Below are 15,287 nucleotides of genomic sequence, written 5' to 3'. Positions count from 1 at the left end.
ACGGTCCGCGAAGCGCGTCGGCCCGCGACCGGTCTCGGCCCCGCAGCCGAACTCAGCTCCGCGGCCGCCCTCAGCCCCGCGGCCGGCCTCGGCTCCGCAGCCGGCCTCGGCCCCGTCGCCGGTCTCGGCCGTGCAGGCCGCGTCAGCCGCGCAGTGGTGTCAGCAGCATCTGGCCGACCAGGCCGACGCCCGCGTCGAGCCGCTCCGCGAACTCCTCCGCCACCTCCGGCAGGCCGCGCAGGCTCCACAGCGCCCGGGCCGCCGCCCACGCGCCGCCCCTGGCCGCCTCCAGGCTCCAGGAGCCGGCCAGGTGGGTCAGCGGATCGGCGATGTCCAGCACGTCGGGCCCCGGCATCAGCCGCTCCCGCACCCGCTCCTCCAGGCCGGTCAGCACCCGCCCCACCCGGTCGAAGTCGGCCTCCAGCGCGGTCGGTTCGCACCCCAGCGCCCCGCAGGTGTCCACCAGGGCGAGCGCCAGGTCGTGGCCGATGTGCGCGTTGATGCCGGCCAGCGCGAACTGCAGCGGCTTGACGCCGGGATGGCGGCGCAGCTGGAACAGCGGGCGCCAGCAGGCCGGCGGCCGCAGCCCGGCCGTGACGGCGTCCACCGCGCCGAGGTAGCGCAGCGCGAACCGCACGTCCAGCTCGGCCGCCGCCCCCGCGTCCCGGAAGCCGCCGGCCCCGATCTGCCGTCCGACCTCCTCGGTGACCTGCAGGTACACCCGGTTGAACACCCCTACGCCGTCGGCCGGCGGCAGCGTCGCGTCCAGCGCGCGCATCCGCGCCACGACCCGCGCCACACCCGCCGTCGCGCCCGTCGGCTGCATCGTCGTCATACGGATCAGCGTGGCAGCGGCGGGCCCTCGGCAGGGACGGCGCGGTGCGGAGTGACCGGATCGGGCTAAAGGCATGGCCGGACCCTCACCGGCGGTGTGCGCCGGTACCGCGCGCCATCGCGCCCCCTGCGAGCGGAACTCCCCCGCGCCCGGCGGACGTTGATCGCACATGACCGCCGGTGAACCGGATGCGAAGGAGCACGGTATGACTGTCCGACTCGGACTGGGCCTTCCCCAGATGCGCCAGTACGACCTCGGCCGCGACGTGCCGGACGTGGCGCGCGCCGCCGAGCAGATCGGGTACGAGAGCCTCTGGGTCTTCGAGCGCGTGCTGTTCCCCGAGCCCGCGACGCAAGGGCTGTACGGCATACCGGGTCTCCCCTGGCCCGATCAGTACCGCTCGGTGGCCGATCCGCTGGTGACGCTGACGCTGGCCGCCGCGGTCACGGAGCGGGCCCGGCTGGGCACGAGCGTGCTGGTCGCCCCGTTGCACGTGCCCTTCCAGCTGGCCCGCGGCCTCGCCTCGCTGGACGCGGCGAGCGGCGGCCGGGTGGTGGCCGGGCTGGGCACGGGCTGGTCCCTCGACGAGTACGCGGCGGCCGCGGTGGCCCCGTTCGAGCGGCGCGGCAAGGTGCTGGACGAGCTGCTGGACGTGTGCCGGGCCGTCTGGGGCCCGGACCCGGTGGCGTACGAGGGCGAGCTGACGACGATCCCCCCGTCCGTGGTCGGCCCGAAGCCCGCCCGGCCGATACCGGTACTGCTGCCCGCCACCAGCCCGCGGGCGCTGCGCCGGCTGGTGGACCGGGCGGACGGCTGGATGCCGGTGGCGATGGGCGCGGAGAAGCTGGCCGAGCAGTGGCGGCGGGTACGGGAGCTGGCCGCGGAGCGCGGTCGCGAGGCCCCGTTCGACAACGTCCTGCGGGTGAACACCCAGCTCACGCCGAAGGCGTACGAGGGCCAGGACCGCGCGCCCTTCCAGGGGGACGTCGCGCAGATCATCGAGGACTTGGTGGCCCATGCCGAGGTGGGCGTCGGGGAGATCCTGCTCGACCTGCAGGGCCGGGCCCGGGACGCGGAGGAGCTGAAGAACCTGGCGGCGGAGGTGTACGAAGCGGCGCGCGCGGCCGGGATATGAGCGCAGGGGGAGCCGCGCCGCGGCGGCTCCCCCTGTCCCCTCCGTCCCCGAGTCCGGTAGCCGGGCCCCCGACCGCACCGCACCCGGCCGTGCGGTCGTCGGCTCCGGATGGCCGTCGGACGGTCAGTCCTCCGGCAGTTCGACCGGGGCGATCTCGTCGTAGAGGTCGCCCGGGCCCGGGTTGGTGGCGTCGGTGCTGCCGCCGAAGTGGTGCATCACGCCCCACACGGCGTTCAGCGCGGTCTGCACGGCGCCCTCGGCCCAGCCGGCGGTCCAGGAGATGTCGTCGCCGGCCAGGAAGATGCCGCGCTTGTCCTCGGGAAGGAGGTCCTGCATGAAGTGCGTGAACAGGCGGCGCTGGTAGCGGTAATGGCCCGGCAGGTTGGCCTTGAACGCGCCCATGAAGTAAGGCTCGTTCTCCCAGGACACGGTCACCGGGTTGCCGATGATGTGCTTGCGGATGTCGACCTTCGGATAGATCTCCGAGAGCGACTTGAGCATGACCTCCATGCGCTCGTTGGCGTCCAGCGGCAGCCACTTCAGGCTGTCGTCGCACCAGGTGTACGAGAGGCAGATGACGGCCGGCTGGTCCGGGCCGTTGTCCAGGAGGTAGGTGCCGCGGGTCATCCGGTCCGTCAGCGTCATCGACATGACGTCCCGGCCCGTCTCCTCGTCCTTGTCCAGCCAGAACGGCCGGTCGACCGGCACGAACAGCTTGGAGGACTCCATGTAGTGAGTGCGCTCCACCGCCGTCCAGTGGTCGATGGGGAACAGTGCGTCGTCGCACTCGATCTTTGACAACAGCATCCAGGACTGCGCAGTGAAGACGGCCGCCTGGTAAGTGCGGATGTCGCCGGAGGCGTCGGTGACGGTGATCCGGTTGCCGGCGGTGCGGTTCAGCCGGGTGACGGCCGGGCGCGGGGTGCCGTCGTGCAGCGAGGAGAGGGACGTGCCCTGGGCCCAGTGCACGATCTTCTCGGGCTCGCGCTCCCACAGGCGCAGCGGGAGCTGCTGGCTGCCGCCGACGATCCCGCGGTGGTGGTCGTCGGCCTCGGTGTAGACGACGCGCAGGATCTCCAGGATGGAGTTGGGGAAGTCGGTGTCCCAGCCGCCGGTGCCGAAGCCGACCTGGCCGAAGATCTCCCGGTGCCGGAAGGACTTGAAGGCGCTGGAGTCGCAGAGGAAGCCGTAGAAGGTCTGGTTGTCCAGCTTCTCGACGAGCTTGCCCCAGATCTCGCGGATGCGCGGGACGTCGCGCTCACGGAGGGCCTGGTTCATGTCGGAGAAGTCGGCGCCCTCCTCCAGGCAGGCGTTCCATGCCTCGGCGACCTGGCGGTAGACGTCGGGCAGGTCGTCGAGGGTCTCGGCGTAGTGGGACTCGCCCTTGAGGTCGACGACGGTGGAGGGGGTCTCGGGCGCGAGCGGGTTCGGGAAGGGCTTGGTGTGCAGCCCGACCAGGTCGATGTAGTGCTGCAGCGCGGTGGAGGACGGGGGGAAGCGCATGGCGCCCATCTCCGCGGTGAGCGAGGGGTCGCAGCCCTCGAAGCCGACGGTGCGCAGCCGCCCGCCGATCTGGTCCGCCTCGTACACGACGGGCTTGAGGCCCATCTTCATCAGCTCGTAGGCGGTCACGATGCCGGAGAGGCCGCCGCCGATGATCGCGACCTCGGTGCCGTGCTCGGTCGCGGGTATCTGGCCCAGTCCCGCCGGGTGGGCGAGGAAGTCGTCGTACGCGAAGGGGAAGTCCGGGCCGAACATGGTGATCGGCGGCTGCGCGTCGGTGTGCTGGACGGCGGTGGGCACCGTGGACGTCATGGGGCGAGACTCCTTGCAGAACCGTGCAGAAAGGGAGGAAGGGGGCGGGCGGAGCCCAGGAGGGAGTGGCCGGCGGCGCGGCCGGTGCGGCTGCGGCGCGCGGCGGGACGTGCCGGGGTCAGCTCAGCGAGCCGTACAGCTCCGGGCGGCGGTCCGTGAGGTAGGTGTTGGCCGCGCGGGAGGCCGCGAGGAAGGCCGGGTCGACGTCGCCGGTCACCGTCTCCTCGCCGCGTCCGGCGCGGGCCCGTACGACCCCGTCGGGCCCGGCCAGTGTGGAGAGTCCGACGAACTCGAACTCGCCCTCGGGGCCGGTGCGGTTGACGTACGCGATCCAGAGCTGGCTCTCGAAGGCGCGTACCGGGATGAGCGACTCGGCGACGAACTGGTAGGGGTGCATCTGCGCCGTGGGCACCACCAGGAAGTCGGTGCCGGCCAGCGCGTGCGCCCGGACGTTCTCCGGGAACTCCACGTCGTAGCAGATCAGCAGGCCGATCCGGACCCCGTCCAGCTCGGCCTGGACGACGGGCCGGTCGCCGGGGGTGAACATCTCCTGCTCGAAGCAGCCGAAGAGGTGCGTCTTGCGGTAGTTCGCCAGCCGGGTGCCGTCGGGGCCGATGAGCTGCGCGGAGTTGTAGACCGTCGCGCCGTCCCGCTCCGGGTAGCCGTAGACGACGGCGATGCCGTGCTCGGCGGCGATCCGGGCGATCTCGTCGGCGCTCTCGCCGTCGGCGGGCTCGGCGAGCTCGTGCACGCCGGAGCCGATGGCGTAGCCGGTGAGGTACATCTCGGGGCAGGCCAGCAGCCGGGCGCCGGCCGCGGCCGCGTCCTCGGCGGCCCGGGCGAGGGCCTTGAGGTTGTACGCCACGTCGCCGGGCCGTCCCGAACTCTGGAGCAGGGCGGTGCGCAGCGGTGACATGGGACCCCTCGGAAGGTGCGTACGGGCGGCTGAGAGGCTGCGGGCAGATGACCGTCGGAGGACATCTGCCGGAAGCCGACAAGAACGGTACGGTCCGCGGAGCAAGTGGTACAAGGCTGCACCATTGCGCTCCGCGTACCGATTCGTTGCGCCTTCGGAGCCGCTCGCGGCGATTCGTTGCGCGGCACCGCGCCGCGCCGGACCGCCGAGCCGCCGGAGGGGCCAGAGGAACGAGAGGGGCGAGGGCGCGAGGGCCGAGCCGCCCAGCGGGACCGGGCCGCCCGCCCCCCTGAGGCCCCCAGACCCGAGGGGCGACGGTCAGACGGGCGAGCCCGAGGAGAAGCGCCGCAGCAGCGGCGAGAGCACGAGGACGGACTTGGTCCGCTCGACGAAGTGCTCGCCCGCGATCCGTTCGAGCACCCGCTCGAAGTGCCGCATGTCGGCGGCGAAGACCTGGACGAGGGCGTCCGCCTCACCGGTCACGGTGGAGGCGGACGCCACTTCGGGATAGCGCGCGAGGCCGCGGTGAATGGCCTCGGGCGAGGTGTTGCGACGGCAGTACAGCTCGACGAAGCCCTCGGTCTCCCAGCCGAGCGCCGCCGGGTCCACCCGTACGGTGAAGCCGGTGATGGCGCCCTGTTCGCGCAGCCGGTCCACCCGGCGTTTGACGGCCGGGGCCGAGAGCCCGACCTCCTGTCCGATGTCGGCGTAGGAGCGGCGGGCGTCCTCCGCCAGCGCGTGGACGATGCGTTCGTCGAGGTCGTTCAGTCGCACGGGGGGTGGTTCACTTCTGGTCGGTGGCCAATCGGGAGCGGCGCATGCCGTAAGCGAAGTAGAACACGAGACCGGCCACCATCCAGACTCCGAACACCACCCAGGTGACCACGTCGAGGCTGCCCATCATCCAGAGGCACAGCACGAAGCCGATGGCGGGGAAGAGCGGCGACAGCGGGGTGCGGAAGGACCGCGGCATGTCGGGCCGGGTCTTGCGGAGCACGATGACCGCGACGTTGACCAGCGCGAACGCGAAGAGCGTGCCGATGCTGGTGGCGTCCGCCAGCTGGCCGAGCGGCACGGCGGCGGCCAGGATGCCGCAGAAGAGCGAGACGATGACGGTGTTGGCGCGGGGCGCGCCGGTCTTCGGGTGGACCTTGGAGAAGACCTTGGGCACCAGGCCGTCGCGGGACATCGCGAAGAGGATGCGGGTCTGGCCGTAGAGCACGGTCAGCACGACGGAGGCGATGGCGACGACCGCGCCGAGGGCGAGCAGCACGGCCCAGAAGCCCTGGCCGGTGACGTCCTTCATGATCCCGGCGAGCGCGGCCTCGGTGCCGGCGAACTTCTTCCAGGGCAGCGCGCCCACGGCGACCGCGGCGACCAGGCAGTACAGCGCGGTGACGATGACCAGCGAGAGCATGATCGCGCGGGGCAGGTCGCGCTGCGGGTTCTTGGCCTCCTCGCCGGCCGTGGAGGCGGCGTCGAAGCCGATGTAGGAGAAGAAGAGGGTGGCACCGGCGGCGCTGACGCCCGCCATGCCCAGCGGCATGAAGGGGGCGTAGTTCCCGGCGCGGATGCCCTGGAAGGCGACGCCGCAGAAGAGCAGCAGCGCGGCGATCTTCACCGCGACCATGATCGTGTTGGCGCGGGCGCTCTCCTTGGCGCCGCCCAGCAGGAAGACCATGGCGAGCAGCACGACCAGCAGCGCCGGCAGGTTGAAGATGCCGCCGTCACCGGGCGGCGCGGCGATCACGTCGGGGATCGTGAAGCCGAGCGTGCCGGACAGCAGCTCGTTGAGGTACTGCCCCCAGCCGACCGCGACCGCGGCGACCGAGACGCCGTACTCCAGGATCAGGCACCAGCCGCAGACCCAGGCGACCAGCTCGCCGAGCGTGGCGTACGCGTAGGAGTACGAGGACCCCGAGACCGGGATGGTGCCGGCCAGCTCGGCGTAGGACAGCGCCGAGAAGAGCGCGGTGATGCCGGCGATCACGAAGGAGATGATCACGGCGGGGCCGGCGTCCGGGACGGCCTCGCCGAGCACGACGAAGATGCCGGTGCCGAGCGTCGCGCCGATGCTGATCATGGTCAGCTGCCACATGCCCAGGGAGCGGCGGAGGGAGCCGCCCTCGCCCTGGCCGCCCTCGGCCACCAGGCGCTCGACGGGCTTGCGCCGCATCAGGGTGCCGAGCGGCCCGGGGCGGGACGGAGGCTGCTGCGGCTGGGGGTCGCTGCCCTCTGCGGGAGGGGCTGCGCCGTGGTCCAACACTGGGGTGGCTCCTTAATCGCTGCCGGTCAGGCGGCGGTGACCGAGGCGGTGTGCACACGGGCAGCACGAAGCAACCCGCACGGGGGAACCGCGAGCGGACGGTCCCCGCCACTCCACGTAACTTGCCTGACCTTAAGGCCCTCGCGCGACCTGCCGTAATGCGGGTTCCTTGCGCATACGCGCACGATCCTTGCGCACGAAACGCTACGGCGGCCATTTGTTGCGCGCCGACGGCGTGTTGAAGCCATGGATTCGAAGGCGTCCGATACGTCCCCCCGGCCCGCGCGCACCCGGAAGTAAGCGATCTCACGCCGCGCGGAGCCCCGGAAGGGTGATGCCTCACCCGCACGCGGGGCCACCGCCTCACCCGCGCCCGGCCCGGCAGCGTGTCCGTGCCCCGGCCCGGCGGCGCGTCCGCGTACGACGACGGGCCCGGTCCCGCGCGGGGTGCGCGCGGGACCGGGCCCGTAGGTGGCACCGGAGACGGCTCCGGAGGGCCGGCTACCAGCTGTTGTGGAGCGGCTTGCCCTCGGCGTAGCCGGCGGCGCTCTGCACGCCGACGACGGCCTTCTCGGCGAACTCGGCGAGGTTCGAGGCGCCCGCGTAGGTGCAGGAGGAGCGCACGCCCGCGATGATCGAGTCGATCACGTCCTCGACGCCCGGCCGGGCCGGGTCGATGAACATCCGCGAGGTCGAGATGCCCTCCTCGAACAGGCCCTTGCGTGCCCGGTCGTACGCCGACTCCTCGCTGGTGCGGTTGCGCACCGCGCGGGCCGAGGCCATGCCGAAGCTCTCCTTGTAGAGCCGGCCGTCGGCGGTCTGCTGGAGGTCGCCGGGCGACTCGTACGTACCGGCGAACCAGGAGCCGATCATGACGTTGGAGGCACCGGCCGCCAGCGCCATCGCGACGTCACGCGGGTGCCGCACGCCGCCGTCCGCCCAGACGTGCTTGCCGTACTTCTTCGCCTCGGCGGCGCACTCCAGCACGGCGGAGAACTGCGGGCGGCCCACGCCGGTCATCATGCGGGTGGTGCACATCGCGCCCGGACCGACGCCGACCTTGATGATGTCAGCGCCGGCCTCGATGAGGTCGCGCACGCCGTCGGCCGCGACGATGTTGCCCGCCACGATCGGGACCTGCGGGTCCAACGCCCGGACCGCCTTGATCGCGCTGATCATGGACTCCTGGTGGCCGTGCGCGGTGTCCACCACGAGGGTGTCCACGCCGGCCGCCAGCAGCGCCTTGGCCTTGCCCGCCACGTCGCCGTTGATGCCGACGGCGGCAGCGATGCGCAGCTTGCCGTCCGCGTCGGTGGCGGGGGTGTAGAGGGTCGCGCGGAGCGCGCCCTTGCGGGTGAGGATGCCGACCAGCTGGCCGTCCTTGCCGACCACGGGGGCGAGCTTGCGGTTGGCGGCGTCGAGCTCGTTGAACGCGTCACGGGGGTCGATGTCCGCGTCCAGGACCAGCGGGTCCTTGGACATGACCTCGGCGACCTGGGTGAAGCGGTCCACGCCGGCCAGGTCGTGCTCGGTGACGATGCCGATGGGGCGGCCGCCCTCGACGACGACGCCCGCGCCGTGCGCCCGCTTGGGCAGCAGGGACAGCGCGTCGGCGACGGTCGCGATCGGCGAGAGCACGATCGGGGTGTCGAAGATCAGGTGGCGCCGCTTGACCCAGCTGACGACGTCGGTGACGACGTCGATCGGGATGTCCTGCGGGATGACGACGAGGCCGCCGCGGCGGGCCACCGTCTCGGCCATCCGGCGGCCGGCGATCGCGGTCATGTTGGCCACGACCAGTGGGATGGTGGTGCCCGTGCCGTCCGGCGAAGCGAGGTCCACGGCCTGGCGGGAGCCCACAGCGGAGCGGTTCGGGACCATGAACACGTCGTCGTACGTCAGGTCGTACGGCGGCTTCGTATCGTTCAGAAATCGCATGCTAACTCTCTCACCTGCGGTGTTGCTTCGGTAGCGGGCGGGGAGTCAGCACCGGTCCGGCGGCGGGTACGGCTGTGCCGGCAGCGGATCAGGCATCAAGCTCCTAGACCATCATCGCTGATCGGGTGCCGGAATGACGAGCTCTGGCCGTGGTTCGGTGAGGTTCTGTGGCATTACCCGACCCGCGCGACCGCCGTCTGTGGCTTCACCCGAAATTGTGGAGGTGAAGGTAAACCCTGTGCATAAGGAGCGCTCGCGTGAGGTCACGCGCCCTTACCGTGCCGTGATGATCAGAAAATCACTTCTCGCGTCGGGCATCGCCGGCGTGTCCCTCGCGACCGTGGCGGCCACCGTTGCCGTCGCCGACGACGGCCACCGGCCGGCCGCTCCGGCCGCGGCGCCCGCCTCGGCCGCCGCCTCCGCCTGGCAGAAGGTCGGCGACGGCATGACCGGCGGGGTCAGCGGGCTGGCCGTCGCGCGGGCCGGCCACGACCGCGTCGACACGGTCGTGGCGCGGGACAACAAGGAGGCGGGCCAGGTCCGGCTCTCCGCCGTCCGGCTGTCGGCCGGCCACGCGCCCGTCGTGCGGGACCTGAAGTGGACCGGGAGCGAGGTGCCCAAGGACCTGGAGTCGCTGGACGCGGTGCCCGGGCGGCCCGGCGAGTACACCACGCTGAGCAGCGGCGACGGCGGGAAGTTCCGCCCGACGGTGTACGGCGTGAAGGTGAGCGGCGGTACGGCGGCCGTCCGCTGGTCGGCGCCGCTGCCGGAAACGGAGCACTACAAGGGCGACGGCACGCAGAACTACGAGGCGTTCGCCGTGCACCGGGACCGGGCCACCGGGCGGGACATCGCGGTCTGGGCCACCCGCGGCAGCAACGGCACCGCCTCGCAGGTGCGCGCGGCCGTCCTGCACCCGTCCGCGTCCTCGGCGGAGAAGGTGTTCTCGCACGTCAGCGACCCGGTGGCGTTCCGTGCGCCGTGGCCGGCCCAGGACGAGGTACGGCACATCAGCGACCTGAAGGTCGCGGCGGACGGGACCGTGGTGCTGTCCTCGGCGCAGGACCCGAACAAGAACTCCGGGCCGTTCAGCTCCGCGGTGTACGAGGCCGGCCGGCTGACGGTGGACAAGGGCCGCCCGGAGGTGAAGCTGACCGCGCCGAAGGAGGTCCGCCGGTACACGACGGCCGACAACCGCAAGATCGAGGCGGTCGCGCTGCTGCCCGGCGGCCGGGCGCTGTGGGGCACGGACGACGAGGACTTCGGCGGCTCGCTGCTGCTGGACCGCCTCGACGGGTGAACCGCCCGGACGGCTGAACCGCCGGCGCACCGGCCGCGGCCCGCGGCGTTACGCGCCCGAAACGGCGCCCCGGCACAATCCCCGCCATGAAGATCGAACAGGTGGCCTGGGAGGACCCGGACGCCGCCGTGCTGCGGGCCCGGCAGCGGACGGAGATCGCCGAGATCTACGGGACCCCGGACAGCGAGCCCGGGGTCCCGCCGTCGGCGGCGGACATCACCGCGTTCTTCGTCGCGTACGAGGACGACGGCATCCCGGTGGGCTGCGGCGGCCTCCGCGACCTCGGCGACGGCTTCGGCGAGATCAAGCGGATGTACGTAGTCCCCGACCGGCGCGGATCGGGCGCCGCGGCGGAGATCCTCCGCACCCTGGAACAGTGGGCCCGGGCCCGAGGCTGGCACGCCCTCCGCCTGGAAACCGGCGACCGCCAGCCCGCCGCCGTGCGCTTCTACACCCGCGCGGGGTACGCCCGCATACCCAACTTCGGCGCGTACGCGGGCCTCGCGACGTCCTGGTGCTTCGAGCGGGTGCTGTAGCGGGGCGGATCAGCGGCGGGTCGTTGCCGGGCCGCCGGCGTCTCGGGTGAGGAGGACTGCGAGGCCGGTGTCCGTGTCGCGCCAGCGGGCCACCGCGTCGGCGAGGACCGACTCCGCCGCGCGCCACTCGTCCGGTTCGGCGGCGGCGTAGCCCTGCCAGGCGCGTACGACGAGCAGCCGGCCGCCGTGCACGGGCCACCAGGAGAGGTCGCCGAGGCAGTCGGCGAGCGCGTCCCAGTTGCGGCCGAACCAGGACGGCAGCCGCAGCGCCGTCTCGGCGCGCGTCATGAACTCCGCCTTGTCGGTGACCCCTTCGAGGTCGAGGACGGTGCCCTGCCAGCCGGCGGCCAGCGCGGCGTCCAGCGCATGCTGCACGGGCCGGCCCGCCGGCCAGGACAGCACGCCCGGCAGCGTCCGCCCGTGGAGCACGGCGGCCAGCGGCTTGGGCACGGCGTCCTGGTCAGCGCCGGTGCCGCCGCGCGGCCCTGCGCTCGCCTGGCCGGGTACTCCGGGGGTTTCTGGCATGCCGCGATGCTGTCACAGCCCCGGCCGCCGCGCCGGGCGAACGGCCGCCGTCCGGCCCAAGCCGTACGGCGGCCGTCGCCCCGCGGAGGGTCAGGAACCGTCCGGGTCAGCCCGGTCCAGCGCCGGGCGCGGGCCCGGGGCCGCCTCCAGGAGCAGGTGGTCGGCCGCTGCGGTGTCCGTCACCAGGCTCGTGACCAGCCCGGACTTCAGGACGGCACCGATCGCGGCGGCCTTGCGGTGGCCGCCCGCGATGGCGACCACCTCGGGGATGCGGCGCAGCCGGTCGGCCTCGACCGTGATGCAGCGCTCCCCCAGGTCGCGGCCGATCCGCCGCCCCTCGGCGTCGAAGAGGTGGGCCGACATCTCCGCGGTGGCGCCGAGCGAGGCGTAGTGCTCGCGCTCGCGCTCCGAGAGCATGTCGTACACCGTCGAGATGCCGGGCGCCCAGGAGCCGATGGACACGCAGGCGACGGTGACCTTGTCAAAGTAATCGAACGCCCGCGCGATACCCGTCTGGCCCCGCAGCGCCGCCGCCGTGGCCGAATCCGGCAGCAGCATCGGCGCGTAAATGGGGTGCGCCTCGCCGCCGGAGACGTCGGCGGCCCGGCGGACCGCCTCGACCGAACCGCTGTCGGCGGTGCCCGCGTCGTACACGCCGGTCAGCTGGACCACCGTGCACGGCGGCAGCCGGTGCAGCGCCGACGCCATGTGGATCGTCGAGCGGCCCCAGGCGATGCCGAGCACGTCGCCCTCAGTGACCAGCTCGCCGAGCAGGTCGGCGGCGACGTCACCGAGGTTCTCTGGATCCGGCGCGTCGTCGGAGTCGGCGGCCGACTCCACCACGACGGCGTGCCGCAGGCCGTACCGGGCCCGCAGCGCGTCCGAGCGCTCGGCGTCCAGCTCGGCCGGCACCCGGATCTCGATGCGTACGAGGTCGCGCTCCAGCGCCGTCTCCAGCACTCGCGCCACCTTGAAGCGGCTGACGCCGAACTCCTCGGCGATCTGAATCTTGGACTTGCCCTCGAGATAGAACCGGCGGGCCATGGCCGCAGCCTGCACCAGCTCGGCGGGGCCCATCCCGGTATGTGGGCGGCTGGCAACCACGAAAATCTCCCCTACTGCGCACCTGATCGACTCTGCGCTCATCCTTCCAGAAACCCGAGGTCGCCGTGGGCCGTGACCGCTCGGCCCGCGATGAACGCTGCGTGGCCACGAGGTCAACCCCCGTCGCCGGCAGTCGCCGCCCCGGGTGGGGGCCGCGCCTGCCGCGCGGCCCGGCCGCGTCAGTGCGCGCAGCCCCAGCCTGCCGCCGCGGTGGCGGCGTCGGCCTTCTCCCGCAGCTCACGGACCGCCTTCGCCGGGTCCTCGGCGCCGTACACCGCCGAGCCCGCGACGAACACGTCGGCACCCGCCTCGGCACAGCGCTCGATCGTCGAGGCGGACACCCCGCCGTCCACCTGCAGCCACAGTTCCAGACCGTGCTTGGCGATCAGGGCACGGGTGCGGCGGATCTTCGGAAGCATGATGTCGAGGAACGCCTGCCCCCCGAATCCCGGTTCAACCGTCATGATCAGCAACATGTCGAGCTCGGGGAGCAGGTCCTCGTACGGCTCGATGGGCGTGGCGGGCTTCAGCGCCATCGAGGCGCGGGCGCCCTTGGCCCGGATCTCCCGCGCGAGGCGGACCGGCGCGGCCGCCGCCTCGGCGTGGAAGGTGACCGAGCCGGCCCCCGCCTCGACGTACTGCGGCGCCCAGCGGTCCGGGTCCTCGATCATCAGGTGGCAGTCGAGCGGGGTGTCGGTCGCCTTCCGCAGCGACTCCACCACGGGGACGCCGAGCGTCAGATTGGGCACGAAGTGGTTGTCCATGACGTCGACATGGAGCCAGTCAGCGCCCTCGACGGCCTTCGCCTCCTCGGCGAGCCGGGCGAAGTCGGCGGACAGAATGCTGGGGTTGATCAAGGCCATGCCACCTAGTATGTCGTCCCCGCGGCCACAACCATAAGCGGGTCAAGGACGCGGACCCGTACGGTCCTCCGCCGCACGCTTCCGGGCGGCGGCACGGCGGGCCACGGCGGCCAGCAGCCGCTCCCGGTGCCCGGCGTCGGCGGCCAGCGCGACGCCCGTCCAGGCCATGGCGACGGCGCCGTCCAGCACCGCCTTGTCGGCGCCCTCGGAGACGCCGGCAGCGGCGAACTCGGGCGTGTGATGGCGGGCCCCGCCCGTGTCGTAGCCGATCATCGGGTGGATGGTGGGCAGCAGGTGCGAGACGTTGCCCATGTCGGTGGAGCCGGTGCGCTGCGGCGCGCGCCCGACGGTACGGCCCAGCGCCTCGGCGGCGCCCGCGTACAGCTCGGCGACGGTGGGGTCCTGCCGCAGGTCGGCGAAGTCGTGCCCGTGCGGCTCCAGGCGCAGCTCGGTACCGGTGGCCAGCGCGCCCGCCTCGAAGCAGGCGCGCACCCGGTCCTGGAGCGTGCGCAGCGACTCCATCGTGGGCGAGCGCACCTCGTAGCGCGCGGCGGTCCTGGCGGGGATGACATTGGCGGCCTGGCCGCCGTCGGTGATGATGCCGTGCACCACGCTCTCCGGGGGCAGCTGCTGGCGGAGCAGGCCGAGCGCGGTCTGGGCGACGGTGAGCGCGTCCAGGGCGTTCCGGCCCTCCCAGGGGGCGGCCGAGGCGTGTGCGGGGCGGCCGGTGTACGCGATGTCCCAGGAGCCGATGGCGAGCGAGCCGTTGCCGACGGTGTCGGCGTCGTTGGCGTGCACCATCATCGCCACGGCCACCTCGTCGAAGAGGCCGTGCTCGATCATGTCCACCTTGCCGCCGCCGTCCTCCTCGGCCGGGGTGCCGAGCAGCTTGACGGTGATGCCGAGGTCGTCGGCGACCGCGCCGAGCGCCAGGGCCGCGCCGAGCGCCGCCGTGCCGTTGACGTTGTGGCCGCAGGCGTGGCCCATGCCGGGCAGCGCGTCGTACTCGGCGCACACGCCGATGACCAGGTCACCGCTGCCGCGTACGCCGGTGAACGCGGTGGGCAGCCCGGCGACGCCGCGCTCGACGGTGAATCCGGCCCGCTCGGCGGCCTCGGTGAGCGCTGCGGCGGAGCGGCGCTCCTCGTAGGAGAGCTCGGGTTCGGCGTGCAGCCGGTGGCTGAGGGCGAGCAGTTCCTCGCGCCAGGACTCGGCGGCGGCGCGTGCGGTGCGGTGGTGGGCGGTGAGCTTCACCGGTGTGCTCCTTCGGGGACGGTGGCGGACGGGGCGGGGGCCGGGGCGCGGCGCAGCCCCAGGACGGCGAGCGCGGCGGCCAGTCCGGCGGCGGCGCAGAGCGCCCAGCCGGTGGTGTAGCCGCCGAGGGCGACCCGGCCGCCGTGGGTGGCGTGTGCGGCGAGCGCGGCGCCGAGGAGGGCCGACCCGACGGCGGATCCGAGGGAGAGCACGAGTTCGTTGACGCCGGCCGCGGTGGCGGTCTCCTCGGGCGCGACCGCCTCGACGGTGAGGGTGCGGGTGACGGACTCGAAGAGCCCCAGCGCTGAGCCGATGAAGAGCGAGGCGATCAGGTAGTGGACCAGGCTGGTGTGCAGGACGGCCAGGAGCCCGAAGCCGATGACGGTGGTGATGCCGGACGCGGCGACGGTGGGCCGCTCCCCCAGCCGGCGCAGCAGGACGGGGCTGAGCGCCGAGGCGGCCACGCTGGCGAGCGTCATCGGGAGCAGCGCCCAGCCGATGGCGGTGGCGTTCAGCCCGATGCCGTAGCCGACGGCGTCCGGCCGGGCGCCGAGGAAGGTCGCGTTGAAGGCGATCGAGCCGATGGTGGCCGCGGAGACGCCGAAGGTCACCACGCTCAGCACCGCCACCCGCCGGTTGCGGAACATCCGTACGTCCACGAGCGGCCGGGCCACCCGCAGTTCCAGCGCCCACCAGCCGGCCAGCGCGGCCACCCCGACGAATCCGCAGGCCAGGGTCGTGGCCGAGGTCCAGCCCCAGGCGGCTCCCTGCGCGAGCGCGACCACCACGCCGACCAGCCC

General features: G+C 73.0%; 14 protein-coding genes. 3 read left to right on the top strand and 11 right to left on the bottom strand.

The features are described 5' to 3' along the window. Positions 1–142 precede the first annotated feature (142 nt). The gene (locus tag C3486_RS24210) at positions 143–835 is read right to left on the bottom strand and encodes a DUF5995 family protein (RefSeq protein WP_258052970.1); all 693 of its coding nucleotides are present in this window, start codon (positions 833–835) and stop codon (positions 143–145) included. 205 nt (positions 836–1,040) lie between these two features. On the opposite strand from C3486_RS24210, the gene C3486_RS24205 reads away from it, so the two are divergent. Beyond that, positions 1,041–1,970, top strand: coding sequence for an LLM class F420-dependent oxidoreductase (locus tag C3486_RS24205; protein ID WP_103834868.1), 930 nt, complete (start codon positions 1,041–1,043; stop codon positions 1,968–1,970). A gap of 123 nt (positions 1,971–2,093) precedes the next feature. Here C3486_RS24205 and C3486_RS24200 read toward each other — a convergent pair whose 3' ends face one another. From C3486_RS24200 to C3486_RS24180, 5 genes are all read right to left on the bottom strand, one after another. Beyond that, positions 2,094–3,785: an NAD(P)/FAD-dependent oxidoreductase gene (locus C3486_RS24200; protein ID WP_103834867.1), complete on the bottom strand. Its 1,692-nt coding sequence runs from the start codon at positions 3,783–3,785 to the stop codon at positions 2,094–2,096. A gap of 118 nt (positions 3,786–3,903) precedes the next feature. Continuing rightward, entirely contained in the window at positions 3,904–4,701 is a 798-nt protein-coding gene (locus C3486_RS24195) for a carbon-nitrogen hydrolase family protein (protein ID WP_103834866.1), read from the bottom strand. 318 nt (positions 4,702–5,019) lie between these two features. Beyond that, positions 5,020–5,475, bottom strand: a complete 456-nt coding sequence (locus C3486_RS24190; RefSeq protein WP_103834865.1) for an Lrp/AsnC family transcriptional regulator — start codon at positions 5,473–5,475, stop codon at positions 5,020–5,022. A 10-nt stretch (positions 5,476–5,485) separates the two neighbouring features. Then, entirely contained in the window at positions 5,486–6,967 is a 1,482-nt protein-coding gene (locus tag C3486_RS24185; RefSeq protein WP_103834864.1) for an amino acid permease, read from the bottom strand. A gap of 501 nt (positions 6,968–7,468) precedes the next feature. Further along, positions 7,469–8,905 carry a GuaB1 family IMP dehydrogenase-related protein gene (locus C3486_RS24180; RefSeq protein ID WP_103834863.1) on the bottom strand — a complete coding sequence of 479 codons (1,437 nt, stop codon included), beginning with the start codon at positions 8,903–8,905 and terminating at the stop codon, positions 7,469–7,471. 286 nt (positions 8,906–9,191) lie between these two features. On the opposite strand from C3486_RS24180, the gene C3486_RS24175 reads away from it, so the two are divergent. Next, positions 9,192–10,205 (top strand): hypothetical protein, encoded by a 1,014-nt coding sequence (locus C3486_RS24175; RefSeq protein WP_146075050.1) that lies wholly within the window; start codon positions 9,192–9,194, stop codon positions 10,203–10,205. A gap of 86 nt (positions 10,206–10,291) precedes the next feature. Then, entirely contained in the window at positions 10,292–10,741 is a 450-nt protein-coding gene (locus tag C3486_RS24170; RefSeq protein WP_103834861.1) for a GNAT family N-acetyltransferase, read from the top strand. Between the two features lie 9 nt (positions 10,742–10,750). On the opposite strand, the gene C3486_RS24165 is transcribed toward C3486_RS24170, so the two are convergent. The 5 genes from C3486_RS24165 to C3486_RS24145 form a co-directional block, all read right to left on the bottom strand. Beyond that, positions 10,751–11,266 carry a barstar family protein gene (locus tag C3486_RS24165; RefSeq protein ID WP_103834860.1) on the bottom strand — a complete coding sequence of 172 codons (516 nt, stop codon included), beginning with the start codon at positions 11,264–11,266 and terminating at the stop codon, positions 10,751–10,753. Positions 11,267–11,356: 90 nt separating this feature from the next. After that, positions 11,357–12,343 carry a sugar-binding transcriptional regulator gene (locus tag C3486_RS24160; protein WP_103834859.1) on the bottom strand — a complete coding sequence of 329 codons (987 nt, stop codon included), beginning with the start codon at positions 12,341–12,343 and terminating at the stop codon, positions 11,357–11,359. A 206-nt stretch (positions 12,344–12,549) separates the two neighbouring features. Then, entirely contained in the window at positions 12,550–13,233 is a 684-nt protein-coding gene (gene rpe / locus C3486_RS24155) for a ribulose-phosphate 3-epimerase (protein ID WP_103834858.1), read from the bottom strand. A 42-nt stretch (positions 13,234–13,275) separates the two neighbouring features. Beyond that, a complete protein-coding gene (locus C3486_RS24150) occupies positions 13,276–14,487 on the bottom strand; it encodes a M20 family metallopeptidase (protein ID WP_103834857.1) in 1,212 nt (403 codons plus the stop codon). Further along, positions 14,484–15,287, bottom strand: an 804-nt coding sequence (locus C3486_RS24145) for an MFS transporter (RefSeq protein WP_146075049.1), incomplete at its 5' end; no start/stop codon positions are given. The genes C3486_RS24145 and C3486_RS24150, both read right to left, overlap by 4 nt.

This window comes from Streptomyces sp. Ru73 (genome assembly GCF_002920575.1).
Lineage (GTDB): Bacteria > Actinomycetota > Actinomycetes > Streptomycetales > Streptomycetaceae > Streptomyces.
This window is presented reverse-complemented; position numbering and strand designations above follow the sequence as displayed.

Bases quoted from the DNA above. Each gene is read 5' to 3' on its own strand.
- C3486_RS24175 (WP_146075050.1), top strand. From the start codon at position 9,192: ATGATCAGAAAATCACTTCTCGCGTCGGGCATCGCCGGCGTGTCCCTC.
- C3486_RS24170 (WP_103834861.1), top strand. From the start codon at position 10,292: ATGAAGATCGAACAGGTGGCCTGGGAGGACCCGGACGCCGCCGTGCTG.
- C3486_RS24200 (WP_103834867.1), bottom strand. From the start codon at position 3,785: ATGACGTCCACGGTGCCCACCGCCGTCCAGCACACCGACGCGCAGCCG.
- C3486_RS24205 (WP_103834868.1), top strand. From the start codon at position 1,041: ATGACTGTCCGACTCGGACTGGGCCTTCCCCAGATGCGCCAGTACGAC.
- C3486_RS24195 (WP_103834866.1), bottom strand. From the start codon at position 4,701: ATGTCACCGCTGCGCACCGCCCTGCTCCAGAGTTCGGGACGGCCCGGC.
- C3486_RS24160 (WP_103834859.1), bottom strand. From the start codon at position 12,343: ATGGGCCCCGCCGAGCTGGTGCAGGCTGCGGCCATGGCCCGCCGGTTC.
- C3486_RS24180 (WP_103834863.1), bottom strand. From the start codon at position 8,905: ATGCGATTTCTGAACGATACGAAGCCGCCGTACGACCTGACGTACGAC.
- C3486_RS24210 (WP_258052970.1), bottom strand. From the start codon at position 835: ATGACGACGATGCAGCCGACGGGCGCGACGGCGGGTGTGGCGCGGGTC.
- C3486_RS24165 (WP_103834860.1), bottom strand. From the start codon at position 11,266: ATGCCAGAAACCCCCGGAGTACCCGGCCAGGCGAGCGCAGGGCCGCGC.
- rpe (WP_103834858.1), bottom strand. From the start codon at position 13,233: ATGGCCTTGATCAACCCCAGCATTCTGTCCGCCGACTTCGCCCGGCTC.